Consider the following 14,724-nt stretch of genomic DNA (forward strand, 5'->3'; position numbering starts at 1 on the left):
ATTTTTCGGAGACGGTATGGTTGAAACACCGCCTTCGAAAAATCATTTATCGCCTTTTTATTAAAAATCAAAAACAGCTGGGTCCATGCCTTGCCGACCATCTGGTTTATCCAGACTTTCAATAAGCTGCATATCTTCGGCATCCAGTGTGAAATTATCCGCGTCGAGATTTTCTTGCAAACGCGCTTGGCTAGAAGCCTTGGGAATAACCGTTAAACCAAGGGTTAAATGCCAATTCAAAATGACCTGCGCCGGTGTTCTGCCATGCTTTAAGGCAATTTGTCGGATGACCGGATCATTCAAAACCGTTCCGTGACCCAGAGGAGACCAGCTAGTCGTTACAATACCCCGTTCAGCATGATAGGCACGAAGCTCTTTTTGCTGAAAATAAGGGTGTAATTCGATCTGGTTAACAGCAGGGACAACGCCGGAAGCATCGATAATATGGTCAAGATTTTCAACCGTGAAATTCGAAACCCCGATCGAACTGGCTTTACCGATCGCTCTGATCTCGATCATGGTTTGCCATGTTTCTTCGTAGCGCAGTCTGTCTTGCCCCGGCCAATGGATAAGATAGAGGTTGAGGCTGGTAACCCCTAAATTCCGGATACTTTTATCAAGAGCGACAAAGCAATTAACGCGCCCCATATCCTGTGGCATTAATTTCGTTGTTATAAAACTGCGGGCATGAAGAGAGCGCAAAGCTTCCCCGACACCTTCTTCGTTTTCATACCAAGCGGCAGTATCGACAGCCCGATAGCCAAGTTCATAGCCTAAGGCGACCATGCGTTCAGCCTGTGCAGGGTTGAGCTGGTAAACACCTTGACCAACAGAGGGCATGCTATGCCCGTCATTCAGAACTACATTTCTAACCTGCACCATAAAGGACTCCAATCCTTTCTTATCAGGCCTTTATCGAATCAAAGCCGATAAAGGCCTATGATATCCTAAAAATCGAAGTTATTTGGCGTTCCAAAATGACTTCTTGTTTTTTAGCTATTGTGCTTTGCGCCCTGATTTTTACCTTGCCAAGCCAGTTTACCAAATCAACTTTGCGATAAAATAACGATTATTGCAGGGCCGCTTTTAAAGAGGGTTCTAACTGATCCCAAATCGGGCTGCCAATGCCAACTTCTTGTAAGACGCCATTGATTAAGAACATGGGCGTGCCGGTGACATTCTGTTTATCAGCGATGCTGCGAATATCCATCAGAGTTTTGATAGCAGCCTGATCTACCAAACATTTATTCTGTGCACTGGTGGGTAAGCCGCGATTACCGAAGAAAGGATTCATTCCGGTCAGACGGACATATTCGGCCATCTGTTGATCTTGAGGTAGACCAGCAACGCGCTGCAATTCGGCCTTATCTGCATTCTGAATGCGTTCAAACATCGGCTTTTGTTCTTGGAATAATTGGTCCGCCATCGGGAAGAAAGTCTGGGGACCACGGCAACGTGCCAAAAGCGTTAAGGCAATATCAAAAGGATCGCGAACAAGATTGCGGAATTCTAGTTTTACCAGACCTTTGGCGATATAATTATCGCGTAATTTCGGGAAACCTTCCTGCGTAAAATCAGCACAATGCGGACAGGTGAAAGACGCATATTCAATCAAAGAAACCGGTGCTTTAGGGTTACCCATGACAAAACCGCCTTCAGGCGAGGCAGCGACAACATCCGTCCAGCTGGTGCCATTAGGCGCAGGGATAGCCGCGGGTAGAGCGCTTTCCTGCTGATTATTGGCCGGTGCTTTGGCAGCTTTATGGCAACCACTGACCATAAAAGAAGAACCGGCTAATAAAAGGACAGCACCAAGACCTAATTTTACTTTTTTCATATCTGTTCGCTTTCTGTTGCCCGCTTTTACAAAGCTGTAGGGTCAGCATTTATTTTTAAAGCCTATCTTCAATCCAAGCGTTTTTAAATAGTACAATCGCTTTTTCTACGAAGCCCATATCGAGGCCATTTTTAAAAACAAAGTCTGAGTATCATTATAAATATTAGCAGAATATTTCTATCCCATTTTAGGAAGGGATAAAACGGCATTGCTCTTTATCACGCTATTTTTGTCCGCTGCCTTTATCCTGTTTTTCATCCATTTCCTTGGCAATCCCGCCGCCCAGCCGAATAAGGCTTTCCCGTAAATCAGGATGACGGACATGCTGAATCATCTCTTGATCTTCTTCGCTTAAATAGTTTTGAAGCTGTTCTGTTTTCGGCAAAGCTTTTACGAGCGGTGTCTTGTCGCGATGATGTAGCCGACCTTGGCGAAAGCTGACTTTACCAATAGCGGCATAACCAAAAAAGCGGTTTACCCGTTCAATAATGGCAGGGGTAATATGCTGCATCAAAGTGACTATCCCGCCTTCTGCTGCAATGGTTAAGGTTCCGCCAGTTGTCTGGCCATAAGGAAAGCGGATCGATTCCGGCACAGAAAGCTTGGCATATTTTTCACCGACCACCAATGGCCAGCGGCTGATAATCGTAGAATGTAAAAAGCCAAAACGGCGAAAAATGGGCCCGCCGACATGGGGTAACAGCTGTCCGACAGAACTTATTCTGCAAAGCCGCTTGTTGGGATCAATAACAAGCTTTTTGCTTTTTTTTGCAACCTTACCCGATCTTTTTTTGGCCGGAATTTTCTTCTTAGAAAGGGCGGCTTTGCTTTTTTCTTCTGTGCCAGAAGTTGTAACAGAAGATGACTTGCCTTTATCCATGACAACGGTCATGCCACAGATGATCCTTATCCGTCGATAGAGTGTTATGCCAAAATCTGCTGTTTACCGTGAAATAACCACCGATCTTCTTAATTGGTATCAACGCCATGCGCGTATTTTGCCTTGGCGAACAGAAGCTCAACAGAATAAAGTCGATCCCTATCGGGTGTGGTTATCCGAAATCATGTTACAGCAGACGACGACCGCCCATGCCGCGCCTTATTATCAAAAATTTGTAGAAAAATGGCCGAGTGTTGATGATCTGGCCGCGGCAGATGAAGCTGATGTCATGGCCGAATGGGCAGGATTGGGATATTATAGCCGCGCCCGTAATCTTATTCGCTGTGCAAAAGAAGTTGTTTCATCGGGCAGCGTATTTCCCGATAGCGAGGAAGGCTTGCTGGCGTTACCCGGAATTGGGCGCTACACGGCGGCTGCGATTACCGCGATTGCTTTTGGAAAAAGAGCTGTCGTGGTCGATGCCAATGTGGAACGTGTGGTAAGCCGTCTTTTTGCTATTGAAACGCCCCTGCCCGCATCCCGTCCGATCATTGCCGAAGAAACCGATAAATTAACGCCAGATTTAGCCGCAGGCGATTTTGCACAAGCCATGATGGATATTGGTGCAACCATTTGTGTTAACCGCCAGCCTGTCTGCGCAATTTGTCCGATGATGTCCCATTGTGAAGGACAAAAAACTGGCGATCCAGCACGGTTTCCGATTAAAGCACCGAAGAAAATCCGCCCAAAACGGGTAGGATATGCGTTTATATTGAAAGCCAAAGACAAGATTTTGCTGGTCAGACGACCAGACAAAGGTTTGTTGGGCGGTATGCGGGCGCTTCCCAGCGGTGAATGGATCGATCAGACGAAAATATCAGAGAGAAAAGAAAGTTTAAGCCCAGAAAGCCAAGCAATAAAGGAAGCCTTCTGCCATTTTTCACCAGAAGATCAGAAAAGGCTGGAAGATTTTTCATGGCAGTCGCAAGGATATATCGAACATATTTTTACTCATTTTGCCCTGCAATTGAATATTTTTTATGCTGAAATTGAGACTGAATCTGTGTCGGGCGAATGGTGGCCGATTGCTGAAATCAAATCAGCCGGTCTGCCGACCGTTTTTGCCAAAGGCGTTAAAAAACATATCCAGCAGACCGGTAAAGATTAAGTGTTTTTATTGACGTGGGCGGGCTTGGGCATAAACGCCCAATATCCGAAGTTCGCAGCTATTTTGCTGTAGAATATCCAAGGCATGCGCTATTTTTTCTTCGGAAGGTTCCCCTTCGATATCGGCATAGAACTGGGTCGCCGCAAAGCTGGCACCATGCTGATAGCTTTCAAGCTTGGTCATATTAACCTGATTATCACCGAAGCCTTTAATTGCGTTCAGCAAAGCGGACGGGATATTTTTTACGGTAAAGAGCAGGCTGGTCATCATCTTCCCTGATAATTTTTGTCTTATCGGGGGAAGTTTTTTTGTGTCGCTATCGGCTTCGGCCAAAACGACAAAGCGGGTAATATTGGTATCCCCGTCAGCGATACCTTCTTCCAGAATTTCTAGACCATAAAGTCTGGCGGCCAAGGCGGGGGACAAAGCGGCTAATCCATTTTCTTTCCGGTCAGCTACTTCGGCAGCAGCCCCAGCGGTATCAGCATGTGCCAAGGCACGAATATCATGCGCCTGTAACCAATGGCGGCATTGCCCCAAGGCTTGTGGATGGCTGAGCACATGGGTAATTTTGCCCGCATTTTTCGGCGCAACCAGACAATGATCGATAGGCAGAAAATATTCGGCCTGAATAGTAAGGCCGGATTCAGGCAGCAAGAAATGCATATCGGCGACGCGGCCATTCAGCGAATTTTCTATCGGGATCATTGCCCGACCGGCACGTCCCTCTTTGACAGCCGCCAAGGCTTCCGCAAAGCTAAAGCAAGGGAGATGCAAGCTGTCAGGAAAAAGATCCTGTATCGCAATATGTGAATTACAACCGGGCGCGCCTTGGAAGGCAACGGCCTTGATTGGCGACAGAGCCGCTTTAGCCTGCATTTCAGCTACCAAAGCCTGTGCAGACGCCGAATAATCGTCCATCATTTTTTTGTGATTAGACTTAGCATTGATATCCGGCAAGTAACTGCTCCATAAAATTTAGAAATTTTGATCAGATAGACATCGTTCTGTCTAGAACTCAATTGGCACCCGTCCGCTTTCGTCATGCCGCCAGAAATCGCAAACGACTGCCCAGCCCTCTTCTGCTGTATCGACGAATTGAAAAAAACGAAGATCATCGGCAGAAATCATACCTTCTTCTACCAAGGCGTCGAAATCGATAATCTTTTTCCAAAAAGATCGCCCATAAAAAAGAATAGGCACGGGTTCCATCCGATGGGTATGCACCAAGGTCAATAATTCAAATACTTCATCCAAGGTACCAAAGCCCCCCGGGAAAATAGCAAAAGCCCGCGCCCGTAGCATGAGGTGGGTTTTACGCAGGGCGAAATAGTGAAACTGAAAAGAAAAATCGGGCGTGATATAGGGATTGGGTGCGGTTTCAAAAGGCAAAACGATACCAAAGCCGATGGAGGGTGCACCCGCATCATCGGCCCCACGATTAGCGGCTTCCATAATAGAAGGCCCACCACCAGAACAAACGACCAGATGGCGTCTTTGGCTATCTTGCTGAGGAATTTCGCTCGCTATGCGCGCCAATTTGCGGGCTTCAGTATAATATTTGCTTTTTCCAGCCAGATTTTTGGCGATCTGTTTTGCCTCATCCCCTTTTGCCGCTTGAACCATGGCTTCGGCATCTTCGGGAGACGGGATGCGAGCCGAGCCGTAAAAGACAAAGGTGGATTCGATACCGGCTTCTTTCAGAACAATATCCGGTTTCAGCAGTTCCAATTGAAAGCGCACAGGCCGCAAATCTTCCCTAAGAAGAAAATCAGGATCCCGAAAGGCTAGCCGAAAAGACGGATTGGTCGTCTGGGGTGTTTTTAGGACATGGCTGGCATTGATAACGTCATCAAGGGCATCCGGTGTTATAGTGCGGTTACTCACAAAAAAGCCTTTTAATAGAATTAAAAATTACTTTGATTTCACAGAAAACAGCGCGGTTAACGACAATATTGGCTCGCCCCTAAATCCATATGGATATGGTCTTGATGATATTCATCCCCGTCAGGACTAATGACCACCGAGAAACGCCGACAGGCGGCGTGCACAACCGCATGCAGAAAATCTTTTGTGTGTCGATCACCATGCCGCCAGCCGTCTTTCACGGTAATACGGCGACCGTCAGCCAGATCGAAGGCGGAGATATCCACAGCATTGGCATGCCCATGTTCGGAAATTTTTGCGCCAGCCTTACTGTTTCTTGTCCGGCAGCTATAGCTACCAAAGCTTTCGACTTTTATGACAGGGCTGCCCAACCAGACTTTAGCGGATTTCAATACGGCATCATCAATCCAGTAAGCCAGATTTTCAGCGGCCGGACATTGTAAAGGTCCCAGATGCGTCACAGGCACCTGTGCCGAAGTCATGGTGACCGCATGATAGATATAGCAGCCATTATCGAATTTGCGGTCAGGGGTTAGCTGATAGCGCACCCCTTCTTTGTTGAGGTCACCTAAACAGTGATGAAAGTCGCCAGAAGAAGGCAAGGTCGTTGCCATCGGATGAGAGGCCGTACTGCCTGACTTTCTTTTATGAGAAGAAGAGCCAGAACAAGAGGCCAGAATAAAAAAGGCAAGGCAGAATAAGACGCGAAAATCAGGCATAACATTTTAAATTATCTGCAAATTATCTAAAAAAGCCAGCCTTTAAAACGATATCGTCAAAATTACCGTTATCCTGTTCGATAAAGGCAATTATGAGCAGGTGTCATTCTATCATCGGGTAAATTACAGCAGTAGGCATTTCTAAATTACCCGTCTGCGACAGTTGCAAAAACAAAATCGATGAAAAAATGAAACATTCATTGTGGTGGTTTCCTGAAGGCAAAAAACGGTTACTTATTTTAAAACCCAAATGCACAATTAAGTTAATAAAATTAAATATATAAAAACAAAAATTCATATATCATTAAAATGAATTTAAAAATTAACATCGTTCCATTAATAAGTTTTATTATCTTCAGACAATAAAAATTTTAAGAGATACCAAACATATCCTTGATAATATTTAATTTAAGAATAGATAATCCCGCCTATTCATTCATTAATATTAAAGTTGTCTGTGATGGAAATAATAGAATTTTTACAGACATTGCTTAAAAGCAGTCCCGAAATTGCCCTATTTTTGGCAATCGCCATTGGTTATTGGTTAGGAAAGCTCCGCTTTGGATCGTTACAAATCGGAGGCGTTGCGGGTTCTTTATTAGCGGCGGTATTGATTAGCCAGATTGGTATTCATATCGATTCAGGTCTGAAAACCGTTTTGTTTGCGCTTTTCATTTATGCAGTTGGTTTTCAGAGTGGCCCCCAGTTTTTTAAATCTTTGGGGCGGCAGTCTTTACGCGAAGTGCTGATGGCTTTTGTATTGGCGATAAGCGGCCTTGCCACAGTCTTGGCTGTTGCCAAAATATTTCATTTAGACAAAGGCCTTGCTGCGGGTATTGCCGCCGGTGGATTGACGCAATCGGCTATTATCGGAACCGCCAGTTCTGCATTGGAAAAGCTGGGATTACCCCTTGCCCAGACCCAATTATTGCAGGGGCATGTCGCGGTTGGATATGCGGTAACCTATATTTTCGGTTCGCTGGTGCCGATTATTATCTGCGTCAATATTCTGCCATGGCTGACCAAGAAAACTATTCGTGAAGACGCATTGAATGCCGAAGCTGCACAGATGCAAGGTATTCCCGTTTATGGAGAGGGTGAACAACCAGCCCTTCCCGAATTTGTCAGTCGTGTTTATCGGGCGACCAAAGCAGGACAGTCTGTTCAACAGATTGAAAGCGCCCATGTGACGGTTGAGCAGATTCGTCGTCAGAACAACATTCTAGGTATCTCGCCAGAGTTTACGATTGAGCCGGACGATCTGGTTCTTCTTTTCGGGCATCGGGCTGATGTCATTGCGACCGGCACATCCTTAGGTGAAGAGATACAGCATCCACATGATATGGATGTCGTGATTGTTCGCCATGATGTCGTTTTAAGCAACAAGGCCTTTACCGGAAAATCGGTATCTGAATGTGGACATTTATTATCGGCGTCCACCCGTCATGGGGTTTATTTTCTGGATCTGAAACGTGCAGGAAAAACCTTGCCGATGACGCTCGATCTCCATGTCTTGGCCGGTGACATCGTCACGCTATATGGCAATCGCCAAGATGTTGATCGGGTGGCCAAACAGTTAGGCGCTATCCTTAGCACAAGCATCAAGACCGACCTTGTTTTTCATGGTTTCGGGCTGGTCGTCGGATTGTTGATCGGTCTGATCGTTGTCAGATTCGGTTCGATTCCTTTGACATTAGGCAGCGGCGGCGGCGCGCTTCTCTCTGGTCTGTTTTTTGGCTGGTATCAGAATCGCCATAGCAGAACGGGTAATCTGCCAATGGCCGCATCGACTTTGTTGGTTGATCTCGGTTTGTCCGGCTTTGTCGCGGTGACGGGTCTTCAAACAGGACAACAGGCGGTCACGACTATCATGCAGCAAGGCATTACCTTGTTTATGCTGGGTATCGTGGTTTCTGTTCTGCCCTTGGTTATTACCATGCTGTTTGGACGTTACGTCCTGCATTACGACAATACCGCTGTTTTTGCCGGTGCGCTCGCAGGTTCCAGAAGTGCCAATCCTGCCTTGGGTGAAATCCTGAACAAAGCTGGGAACGCCGTTCCCACAACCTCTTTCGCCATAACCTATGCCATCGCCAACGTTCTTCTGACTTTGTTGGGGCCGCTGGTTGTTGCGTTTTCCTAAATATTTTTACCTGATGAAGAAGTAGATATAATGACTACCGATTATTCAAAATTTAAAAATCTTAGTCCGTTCGAACTGAAAGATGAACTTATCCGCATTGCTTCCAGCCGGACAGATCGCCTGATGCTGAATGCGGGGCGTGGCAATCCGAATTTTTTGGCAACCCTGCCCCGCTCAGCCTTTTTTAGCCTTGGGCAATTTGCAGTTGCAGAATCCGAGCTGTCTTTTTCTTATATGACAGTTGGTGTTGGCGGTCAGGCGCGGGTCGAAGGTATCGAACAACGCTTTGAACGCTTTATCAGCGAAAATCGGCAGCAAGAAGGTGTCTTTTTTCTAGGCAGAGCCCTTAGCTATGTTCGGGATCAGATGGGGTTATCCGCATCTCAATTCCTTCATGAAATGGTTGAAGGGATACTCGGTTGTAATTACCCGACCCCGCCACGGATGTTGTCTTTGAGCGAACAGATTGTGGGTCAATATATTCTGAGAGAAATGGTGGGGAGCGATCTTCCGACCGATTCTACCGACTTCTTTGCGACCGAAGGCGGCACGGCTGCCATGGCCTATATCTTCAATTCATTGAAGCAGAATAACCTTATCAAAAAAGGGGATAAAGTAGCAATCGGAATGCCGATTTTCTCCCCCTATATCGAGATTCCTCAATTAGAAGAATATGGATTGGAAGAGGTCGCCATTCAGGCCGATCCTGATCTTAATTGGCAGTATCCCGATCATGAATTGGAAAAGCTGAAAGATCCGGCGGTTAAAATCTTCTTCTGCGTTAACCCCAGCAATCCGCCTTCTGTAAAAATGGACGATGCTTCGCTGAAGAAAATTGCGGATATTGTTGCCAAAGATCGGCCTGATCTTATGATTTTGACCGATGATGTGTACGGCACCTTTGCTGATGATTTCCATTCGCTTTTTGCGGTTTGCCCCCAAAATACGATCCTTGTTTATTCTTTCTCTAAATATTTTGGTGCGACAGGTTGGCGTTTAGGGATAATTGGCACCCATAAAGCCAATATTCTGGATGGTCTTATCCAAGCTTTGCCGAATGAGAAGAAAGAAGCCCTGTCCCGCCGCTATTCAAGTCTGACGACGGATGCTTCCAGTCTGAAATTTATTGATCGACTGGTTGCGGATAGTCGTGCGGTTGCACTTAACCATACGGCTGGAATTTCAACACCTCAGCAGGTTCAGATGGTATTGTTTTCCTTGTTTGCCCTGATGGATGGCAAGGGAGATTACAAAGATACTATCAAAAGCGTTATTCGCCGCCGTGAAGCGGCTTTATATCGTGAACTGGGCGTAAAGCCTTCGGAAGATGCCAACGCCGTTGATTATTATACGCTTCTTGATCTGGAAAGCATTTGCCATTCTCTCTATGGAGAGAAATTCGCAAAGTGGATGACAAATCGTTCCAGCCCTGCCGAAATGCTGTTCCGCATCGCAGATGAGACAGGCATCGTGTTGTTACCCGGAGAAGGTTTTGGCGTAGAAAAACCGGCAGCCAGGGCTTCGCTCGCCAATTTGAGCGAATACCAATATGTGGCTATCGGGCGCTCGCTTCGTAAGCTGGCTGATGAATATTATCAGGAGTTTTTGAAAGCCAATATCTGATTCAGAACACGCCGGAGCAATATTCCACTTCATCATGTTGGAAGTTAGTTTAATAGGGGCTCAAATAATGATCTTCAAAATGCCCGTTAAGGCCATTTCTTCGACGATGGCCCTGGCAATTTGCATGACGATGGGATCTGCTCCGGCAAAGTCTATGAACAACAGTAATATTAATACAGCCCATGCCTTACCGCGTATTCTGGTCTTGGCAACGGGCGGCACTATTTCCGGTAAAAAAAATGAAATGTCAGCCATCGGCTATAATGCCGGTGGTGTGACAGGTCAGCAGCTTATCGAAGATATCCCCGAATTGAGTAAGCTTGCTCAAATTAATGTTGAGCAGATTGCCAATATCGGTTCTCAAGATATGAATGATGATATCTGGTTACGGTTAGCAAAACGCATTCAAGAAGTCGTTGCGCGTAACGAAGCTGATGGAATTGTTATCACCCATGGCACAGATACCATGGAAGAAACGGCGTTTTTTCTGGATAATGTGATCCATACGGACAAACCGGTTATCCTTACCGGTGCTATGCGCCCCAGCACGGCGATTAGCGCCGATGGCCCCGGCAATTTATATGAAGCAATAGAAGTCGCAACAAACGCAAAAGCCAAAGGGCATGGGGTTATGATTGTCATGAATGACACCATTCATTCCGCCCGATGGGCCAGCAAAACCCATACAACCTCGGTTGAGACATTTCAGTCAATCAATGCGGGGCCTATTGGTTATGTTGATCCGGCTTCTGTCCGTTTTGTTCAGCCGCCCATGCTGATGGATAAGCGGTATCCCATTCCGGCAGCAGCCCCTTTGCCGCGTGTAGAAATCCTCTATGCCCATAGCGGTATGGGTGCCTCGATCATCAATGACTTGGTCAAAGATGGCGTGAAAGCGATTGTTCTCGCCGGTGTCGGTGATGGCAATAGTTCAAAGCCTGTTATAGACGCGCTTAATAGAGCGGTGAAACAAGGCGTCATAGTGGTTCGGTCATCAAGAACAGGCTCTGGCTTTGTGAACCGCAATGTAGAAGTCGATGACGACAAAAACAGTTTTGTTGCCTCTTATGATTTATCACCACAGAAATCCCGCATTCTTCTTCAGATTTTGATCTCGAATGGCAAAACTAAGCCTTCTGAGATTCAGACAGCCTTTGAATCGGGTTTTGAGAATTAGAAGGGACAGACGCTTTTGATATAAAGGTAGCGTTCCTGTCGCTGTTGATATTCTATGCAGTTGAAAGCCTGATTAAAGTAGCCGAGGCTACCTTAATCAGGTTTCTTTTTAGTCGGAATAGAGCATAAGTTTCAGCGTATTTTGAAGCTACATTATTTATTCCAAAAATAATAAAAAGAAAAGCTAAATAAAGATAAATCGAAATATTAAAAAATCTACTTTTCAGGAAAAAAGTAATAAATTTTTCAAAATAAATAATTAGATAATAGTTTTAATTTTTGAGGCCAATAATAGCTGTAAAAATTAAGATTTTCATTTCTATGACGCAGAAAATAACTATCCATTCTGACCAAGCATGATTGACCGATATCAGAATCTCCTTAGAAAGGTTGATGGGCCACGCTGTCCCAACGCAGCGCGTGCTCTCTGTGAGGAGAGTTTGATAATATGACTGATTATTCTGTTCGTCCGACGGTCAAACCGACACGTCCGCAATTCTCGTCCGGCCCCTGTGCGAAACCGCCAGGATGGTCTCCTGAAAAATTGGCTTTAGGCTCTCTGGGGCGTTCCCATAGAGGCAGTATCGGCAAAAGCCGTTTACAATATGCCATCGAACTTACCCGTAAAATACTGGAAGTGCCGGATAATTACCGGATTGGTATTGTCCCCGCATCCGATACCGGCGCTGTCGAAATGGCCATGTGGTCATTATTGGGTGCAAGACCGGCAACGGTTCTGGGATGGGAAAGCTTTGGTCTCGGTTGGATAACCGATGCGGTTAAACAACTGAAAATCGACCCGACTGTTTTAAAAGCGCCTTATGGTGAACTGCCGGATCTTTCCAAGGTCGATCAGTCTAATGACGTCGTCTTTACATGGAACGGAACCACTTCCGGCGTAAAAGTGCCCAATGGAGACTGGATTAAACCAGACCATGAAGGTCTAATGATTGCCGATGCGACCTCAGCTTGTTTTGCCCAGCCCATTCCGTTTGAAAAACTGGATGTTGTGACTTTCTCTTGGCAGAAAGTTTTGGGTGGTGAAGCCGCGCATGGTATTATTATTTTAGGCCCGCGTGCCGTCGAACGGTTGGAAAGCTATACGCCCGCATGGCCGTTACCCAAAATCTTCCGATTGACTAAAAATGGCAAGCTTGATGAAGCCATTTTCAAAGGAAGCACGATTAATACCCCCTCCCTTCTGGCAGTCGAAGATTACATCTGGGCTTTGGAATGGGCAGAAGAATTAGGGGGGCTCTCCGCATTGATGGCACGTTGCAACAAGAATGCTGCAACGCTTGATGCATGGGTGCAGAAAACGGATTGGATCGAGCATCTGGTTGCTGATCCGGCTATCCGTTCCAATACCAGTCCTTGCCTAAAATTTTCAGAAAAAGCAGTGGCTGGCTTGGATGATGCTGCGAAATCCGCTTTAGTCAAAAAGCTGGCCGGTTTGTTGGAAGCCGAAGCTGCAGCTTATGACATTGCAGGTCACAGAGATGCCCCTCCGGGATTACGCGTCTGGTGTGGTGCAACGGTAGAAGCATCGGATATTGCCGCCCTTGGCCCTTGGCTTGATTGGGCTTGGGCTCAAATCCAAAAAAACTAATACCCCCTTTCAAGATGCTGAAAATGACACTGCCCGTGCAATCGCTCGGGACAGTGGTCAGGAGATTTCTGTTATGACCAGAGTTTTAATTTCCGATAAAATGGATCCCCGTGCTGCCGAAGTTTTTCGTGAACGCGGCGTTGAAGTCGATCAGATTACCGGTCTTACCCCTGAAGAGCTGAAAAAGATTATCAATGATTATGATGGTCTGGCCATTCGTTCTGCAACAAAAGTCACCAAAGAGATAATAGCCCAAGCCAAGAATTTAAAGGTTATTGGGCGTGCCGGTATCGGTGTTGACAATATTGATATTCCGGCGGCTTCGGCTGCGGGTATTGTTGTCATGAATACACCATTTGGTAATTCGATCACCACAGCGGAACAAGCCATTGCCCTGATGTTTGCCTTGGCACGTCAGATACCTGAAGCGAATGCGTCAACGCAGGCCAGCAAATGGGAAAAGAACCGCTTCATGGGTGTCGAGGTTTCCGGCAAAACCCTTGGTCTGATTGGTGCGGGTAACATTGGTTCGATTGTGGCCGATCGTGCTGTTGGGCTGAAAATGAAAGTGGTTGCCTACGATCCTTTCTTAACGCCAGAACGGGCATTAGAACTGGGTATCGAAAAAGCCGATCTCGACACGCTGCTTCATAAAGCCGATTTCATCACGCTTCATGTGCCGTTGACTGACCAGACCCGTAATATTTTGTCCCGTGAGAATTTGGCTAAAACCAAAAAAGGCGTCCGAATTATTAACTGCGCTCGGGGTGGCCTTATTGATGAAGAAGCTTTGAAAGATGCTTTGCTATCGGGTCATGTTGCAGGGGCGGCTTTGGATGTTTTCTTAAAAGAACCCGCCAAGGAAAATCCATTATTCGGCGTTCCTAATTTCATCGCCACGCCTCATTTGGGTGCATCGACGACTGAAGCCCAAGTCAACGTCGCTATTCAGGTGGCCGAACAGATGGCGGATTACCTGTTAACGGGGGGCGTTTCCAATGCGTTGAATATGCCATCCTTGTCAGCAGAAGAAGCGCCACGAGTTAAACCTTACATGGCTTTGGCTGAACAATTGGGACGTCTAATTGGCCAGTTGAAAGGCGATAAGGTAAAGTCCGTTTCGATCGAAGTCGAAGGCGCCGCCGCCCAATTAGATCAAAAGCCGATTACCAGCGCCGTATTGGCTGGGCTAATGGGTGTTTATTCCCAATCCGTGAATATGGTGAATGCGCCTTTCCTCGCCCGTGAACGAGGTTTGGATGTCCGCGAAGTTCGCCATGACCGTAATGGGGCTTATCATACCCTGATCAGAGTTACCCTGCGCGATGACAAAGGGCAGGAAAAATCAGTTGCCGGAACATTGTTCGGTTCAGAGGGCACAAGATTGGTCGAAATCTTCGGTATCAAAATCGAAGCCAATCTGAAAGGCGATATGCTTTATATCGTCAATGACGATGCCCCTGGATTTATTGGTCGTCTTGGAACCCTTTTGGGTAAAGCCGGAGTCAATATTGGCACCTTCCATCTGGGTCGCCGGAATACAGGGGGCGAAGCCGTCTTGTTATTATCAGTCGATTCGCCAGTAACCGCTGGAAAGATGGCAAAAGTGTCTGAATTAGCCGGTGTTCGCGAAGTGAAATCGCTTCACTTCCTGTAAAATCAACAGGAAGCCCGAATGCTTT

The 14,724-nt window shown here is 46.4% G+C and carries 12 protein-coding genes; 6 read left to right on the forward strand and 6 right to left on the reverse strand.

The annotated features are described in order from the left end of the window. Positions 1–60: 60 nt before the first annotated feature. From FBY58_RS07880 to FBY58_RS07890, 3 genes are all read right to left on the reverse strand, one after another. A complete protein-coding gene (locus FBY58_RS07880) occupies positions 61–882 on the reverse strand; it encodes an aldo/keto reductase (RefSeq protein WP_141920419.1) in 822 nt (273 codons plus the stop codon). A 187-nt stretch (positions 883–1,069) separates the two neighbouring features. Continuing rightward, positions 1,070–1,837 carry a thioredoxin domain-containing protein gene (locus FBY58_RS07885; RefSeq protein WP_141920420.1) on the reverse strand — a complete coding sequence of 256 codons (768 nt, stop codon included), beginning with the start codon at positions 1,835–1,837 and terminating at the stop codon, positions 1,070–1,072. A gap of 223 nt (positions 1,838–2,060) precedes the next feature. Further along, on the reverse strand, positions 2,061–2,729 hold the full coding sequence (locus FBY58_RS07890; RefSeq protein ID WP_141920421.1) for a DUF721 domain-containing protein: 669 nt from the start codon (positions 2,727–2,729) through the stop codon (positions 2,061–2,063). A 34-nt stretch (positions 2,730–2,763) separates the two neighbouring features. On the opposite strand from FBY58_RS07890, the gene mutY reads away from it, so the two are divergent. Continuing rightward, a complete protein-coding gene (mutY, locus tag FBY58_RS07895; RefSeq protein ID WP_141920422.1) occupies positions 2,764–3,885 on the forward strand; it encodes an A/G-specific adenine glycosylase in 1,122 nt (373 codons plus the stop codon). A gap of 6 nt (positions 3,886–3,891) precedes the next feature. Here mutY and FBY58_RS07900 read toward each other — a convergent pair whose 3' ends face one another. The 3 genes from FBY58_RS07900 to FBY58_RS07910 all read right to left on the reverse strand — a co-directional run bounded on the left by FBY58_RS07900 (position 3,892) and on the right by FBY58_RS07910 (position 6,491). Beyond that, a complete protein-coding gene (locus tag FBY58_RS07900; RefSeq protein WP_141920665.1) occupies positions 3,892–4,806 on the reverse strand; it encodes a prephenate dehydratase in 915 nt (304 codons plus the stop codon). A gap of 90 nt (positions 4,807–4,896) precedes the next feature. Next, positions 4,897–5,772, reverse strand: a complete 876-nt coding sequence (locus FBY58_RS07905) for an LOG family protein (RefSeq protein ID WP_141920423.1) — start codon at positions 5,770–5,772, stop codon at positions 4,897–4,899. A 56-nt stretch (positions 5,773–5,828) separates the two neighbouring features. After that, positions 5,829–6,491 (reverse strand): extensin family protein, encoded by a 663-nt coding sequence (locus FBY58_RS07910; RefSeq protein ID WP_141920424.1) that lies wholly within the window; start codon positions 6,489–6,491, stop codon positions 5,829–5,831. A 460-nt stretch (positions 6,492–6,951) separates the two neighbouring features. Here FBY58_RS07910 and aspT point away from each other — a divergent pair, with 460 nt between their 5' ends. From aspT to serA, 5 genes are all read left to right on the forward strand, one after another. Further along, on the forward strand, positions 6,952–8,634 hold the full coding sequence (gene aspT, locus FBY58_RS07915) for an aspartate-alanine antiporter (RefSeq protein WP_141920425.1): 1,683 nt from the start codon (positions 6,952–6,954) through the stop codon (positions 8,632–8,634). Between the two features lie 30 nt (positions 8,635–8,664). Beyond that, the gene (locus tag FBY58_RS07920) at positions 8,665–10,257 is read left to right on the forward strand and encodes a bifunctional aspartate transaminase/aspartate 4-decarboxylase (protein ID WP_141920426.1); all 1,593 of its coding nucleotides are present in this window, start codon (positions 8,665–8,667) and stop codon (positions 10,255–10,257) included. Positions 10,258–10,363: 106 nt separating this feature from the next. After that, complete coding sequence (locus FBY58_RS07925; protein WP_260432157.1) at positions 10,364–11,434, forward strand: asparaginase; 1,071 nt, start codon at positions 10,364–10,366, stop codon at positions 11,432–11,434. 447 nt (positions 11,435–11,881) lie between these two features. Then, positions 11,882–13,042 (forward strand): phosphoserine transaminase, encoded by a 1,161-nt coding sequence (locus FBY58_RS07930; RefSeq protein ID WP_141920427.1) that lies wholly within the window; start codon positions 11,882–11,884, stop codon positions 13,040–13,042. Positions 13,043–13,115: 73 nt separating this feature from the next. After that, positions 13,116–14,699 (forward strand): phosphoglycerate dehydrogenase, encoded by a 1,584-nt coding sequence (gene serA, locus FBY58_RS07935; protein WP_141920428.1) that lies wholly within the window; start codon positions 13,116–13,118, stop codon positions 14,697–14,699. Positions 14,700–14,724 lie beyond the last annotated feature (25 nt).

It is taken from the genome of Zymomonas mobilis (genome assembly GCF_006715975.1).
GTDB classification, from domain to species: domain Bacteria; phylum Pseudomonadota; class Alphaproteobacteria; order Sphingomonadales; family Sphingomonadaceae; genus Zymomonas; species Zymomonas mobilis_B.